Annotated in this window: 3 protein-coding genes; 1 reads left to right on the top strand and 2 read right to left on the bottom strand. The window is 69.6% G+C overall.

The window, feature by feature from the left end; translation table 11 throughout:
• Positions 1-276: 276 nt before the first annotated feature.
• Both ABZT93_RS40170 and ABZT93_RS40165 read right to left on the bottom strand, forming a co-directional pair.
• Positions 277-1,284 (bottom strand): NADP-dependent oxidoreductase, encoded by a 1,008-nt coding sequence (locus tag ABZT93_RS40170; protein WP_356114061.1) that lies wholly within the window; start codon positions 1,282-1,284, stop codon positions 277-279.
• 185 nt (positions 1,285-1,469) lie between these two features.
• Entirely contained in the window at positions 1,470-2,174 is a 705-nt protein-coding gene (locus tag ABZT93_RS40165) for a helix-turn-helix domain-containing protein (RefSeq protein WP_356114060.1), read from the bottom strand.
• Between the two features lie 136 nt (positions 2,175-2,310).
• Between ABZT93_RS40165 and ABZT93_RS40160 the strand changes: the two genes are divergently transcribed.
• Positions 2,311-3,269, top strand: a 959-nt coding sequence (locus tag ABZT93_RS40160; protein ID WP_356114058.1) for an alcohol dehydrogenase catalytic domain-containing protein, incomplete at its 3' end; no start/stop codon positions are given.

Genomic DNA, 3,269 nt, shown 5'->3' with positions numbered 1-3,269 from the left:
CACCTTCTCCTCGCCCGCGAAGAAGGTGGATGTTCCACGAGGACAGCCGCCGGCCGCCCGACTGAGCACGGGATGACCGTCTTCGACAGCCGGCACGGCGCCACCGCGCTGGACGCGATCGGCTCCGCCGCGGACTGCGCCGCACGCCGCGACGTCGCAGACCGCCGGACGGTCGCGGCCGCCCTGAAAGAACCAACACCCCGGATGCCACGGCCCACCGGGGCGCTGCGCCGTCCGTCTGTCACGGGTGGGCGGCGACCCCGCTCTCGACGGCGGTCATGCCAGCTCCAGGACGAGCTTGCCGACGTTCTCTCCGCGGAAGAGCATCTGCAACGTCTCGGGGAAGTCGTCCACGCTCCCCCTCACCACATGTTCCTTGACCCTCATGCGGCCGTCGCCGATCCAGGCCGAGATGTCCTGCGCGGCCTGCGCGTAGCGCTTGGCATAGTCGAAGACGACGAAGCCCTCCATGCGGGCGCGGCGCACCAGCAGGGAGAGGTAGTTGGAGGGGCCCTTGACCGGCGTGTCGTTGTTGTACTGGCTGATCGCACCGCAGACCACGACCCGCGCGTGCATCGCCAGTCGGGTCAGCGCAGCGTCGAGGATGTCTCCGCCCACGTTGTCGAAGTAGACGTCGATTCCGTCGGGCGCCTCCCGGCGGAGCGCTTTCCTGACGTCGTCGGCGCGGTAGTCGATCGCAGCGTCGAATCCCAGTTCGTCGGTGAGCAACCCGCACTTCTCCGGCCCTCCCGCAATGCCCACGACCCGACAGCCCTTGGCTTTCGCGATCTGACCCACGATGGTGCCGACCGCTCCGGCCGCCCCTGACACCACGACGGTCTCGCCGTCTTTCAGCGCCCCGACGTCCAGCAGACCGAAGTAGGCGGTCATGCCGGGCATGCCCAGCGCGCCCAGATACGTCGAGGGCGGGGCGAGGGAGGTGTCGATCTTCATGGCGCCCCGACCGTCGGAGACCACGTACTCCTGGACGCCGAAGGTGCCGACCACGTGATCACCCGGCTGGAAGTCGGGGTGGTTGGAGGCGGTGACCTCGACGACCGATCCGGCGCGCATCACCTCACCGATGCCCACCGGCGGCAGGTAGGAGGGACGGTCGTCCAGCCAGCCCCGCATGGCAGGGTCCAGGGAGATGACCCGTGTGCGGCCCGCGAACCGGCCCGGGCCCGGCTCCTCGACGGGCCCTGAACAGTGCTCCCAGTCCCCGGGTTTCACTTCACCCGTGGGGCGGGCTGCCAGACGGATCTGGCGGTTGGTCGCAGACATGGCGCCTCCTGTCGTTCATGGTCCCGCCGAGAGTACCGACCAGTTGGTATGCCCCGATGGGTGATGTGCACCACATGACAGGTGACCCTGCCTTCCGGGGACCGAGGGCAGGAAGGCCCTCGGGTGAGGCGGGGCGGGGGCCGCGAGAACCGGCCCGGTCAGGGAGGTCTGCGTGGCCGGACGGTTCAGCGGGTGGGGGCCTGTGGCTGGGCCTTCCCCTTCCGGCCTCGCTCATGCAGCAGACGTGCGGTCTGCTCGGACACCGGCGCGGCCAGCAGTGCGGTGACCAGGTCGATCAGTCGGCTGGTGAACAACCGGTCGTCCCTGCGAGGGCGGCCGGCGGCCCGGGCGGCGAGTTCGGCGTGGCAGAAGCGCATGGCGGTGAAGCGGCTGTGGAACACCGTGATCGACTCGCCGGCCAGCAGGGGCTGCACCAGGCGCCGCCAGGGATGGATGCTCGACCCCTTCGTCACGACGACCTCGACCAGGGGTTCGGGGCGGTTGAGCAGTTCGGCCACGATCTGCAGGAACTCGCGGCCGCCGTCGGGGTCGGCGAGTTTCGCGGCGACCGGCAGCACCAGTGCGGCGGCGAGGGACCGGAGGTCGACTGCGCCGCTGTCCTCGTACTGCTGCAGCAGTACCTCCCGGCGGGCGTCCACCGCAGGAAGGTGCTTGTCGAGTACGGCCCGCAGAAGTCCCGCCCGGTCGCCGAAGTGGTACTGCAGGGCCATCGCGTTGCGCTGGCCGGCGGCCCGCTTGATCTCGTTGAGCGACACACCGTCGACGCCCTTCGCGGCGAACAACTGCTCGGCGGCCCGGATGAGTGTGCCGCGAGTGTCACCGGCTTTCCGACCTCGAGGCGACGTGGCCTGCGTCTCATGTGTTGTCACGGAGGCCCATGCTAGCGTCGCCACGCCAAAGTAATACGGGCGCATTAATACCTGATAAAAGCGCCTTGCACGTTCCCCACTCCGGAATCCCTGTTTCTGCACGGGCGCCGCCCTGCGCCTGGAATGGAGGCACCCAGTGAAGGCACTGACCTACCAGGGTCCCCACGACATCCACTACGGCGACGTTCCCGACCCCGCCGTCACCAGTCCCACCGACGCGGTCGTCCAGGTCACCACGGCCGGTATATGCGGCAGCGACCTGCACATCTACGGCGGCAACGGGTTCAGCCCGGACACCGGTTACACCCCGGGACACGAGTGCGTCGGCGTGGTGGTCGACACCGGCGACGAGGTCACCCGTTTCAAGCCCGGCGACCGCGTCCTGGTTCCCGCCTCGGTCGGCTGCACCCTGTGCGCGACTTGCGCGCGGGGACTCACCGCCAGGTGCGAGCGGGCCCACGCCCCGACGGACCTTTGCTATGGGGTGAGCCCGCACCTCCCGGGCAGTCAGGCCCAGGCCCTCGCTGTGCCCCATGCCGAGGTCAACCTGGTGCACCTGCCCGACGGCATCTCCGACGAGGCCGCCATCGTCCTGACGGACAACGCCCCGACGGCCTGGTACGGCTGCCGTCGAGCCCGCATCCAGCCCGGTGAAACGGTCCTGGTCATCGGCCTGGGCCCGGTCGGCCTCATGGCCGCGCAATCCGCCTTCGTGATGGGCGCCGCCCGCGTGCTGGGCGTGGACCTGGTCGCGGAGCGCCGTGCCTTCGCCGCCACCCTCGGCGTCGAGCCGGTCGAGGGCGAGGACGCCCGAACGGCCGTACGGGAGATGACCGCAGGACGCGGACCGGACGCCGTGGTGGAGGCCGTGGGCTCGGACGCCACCATCGACCTCGCCCTGAAAGCCGTTCGGCAGGCAGGTCGAGTCAGTGTCATCGGCGTCAGCCAGAACAAGGCTTTCCCCTTTCACATGGGACTGGCCCAGATCAAGGAGCTCGAGTTCGCCATCGGGCTGTGCTCGATCCACTACGAGCTCCCGGCCCTGATCCCCCTCACCCAGGCCGGCCGCATCACGCCGGAGGTCGTGGTCTCCCA

Source organism: Streptomyces sp. NPDC005303 (assembly GCF_040607335.1).
Taxonomy (GTDB): Bacteria; Actinomycetota; Actinomycetes; order Streptomycetales; family Streptomycetaceae; genus Streptomyces.
Note: the sequence above shows the minus strand (reverse complement) of the source record. Positions and strands in the feature narration are given on the sequence as shown.

What these genes read in the sequence shown, in the direction of transcription:
- ABZT93_RS40170 (WP_356114061.1), bottom strand. Translation starts at nt 1,284, where the DNA reads ATGTCTGCGACCAACCGCCAGATCCGTCTGGCAGCCCGCCCCACGGGT.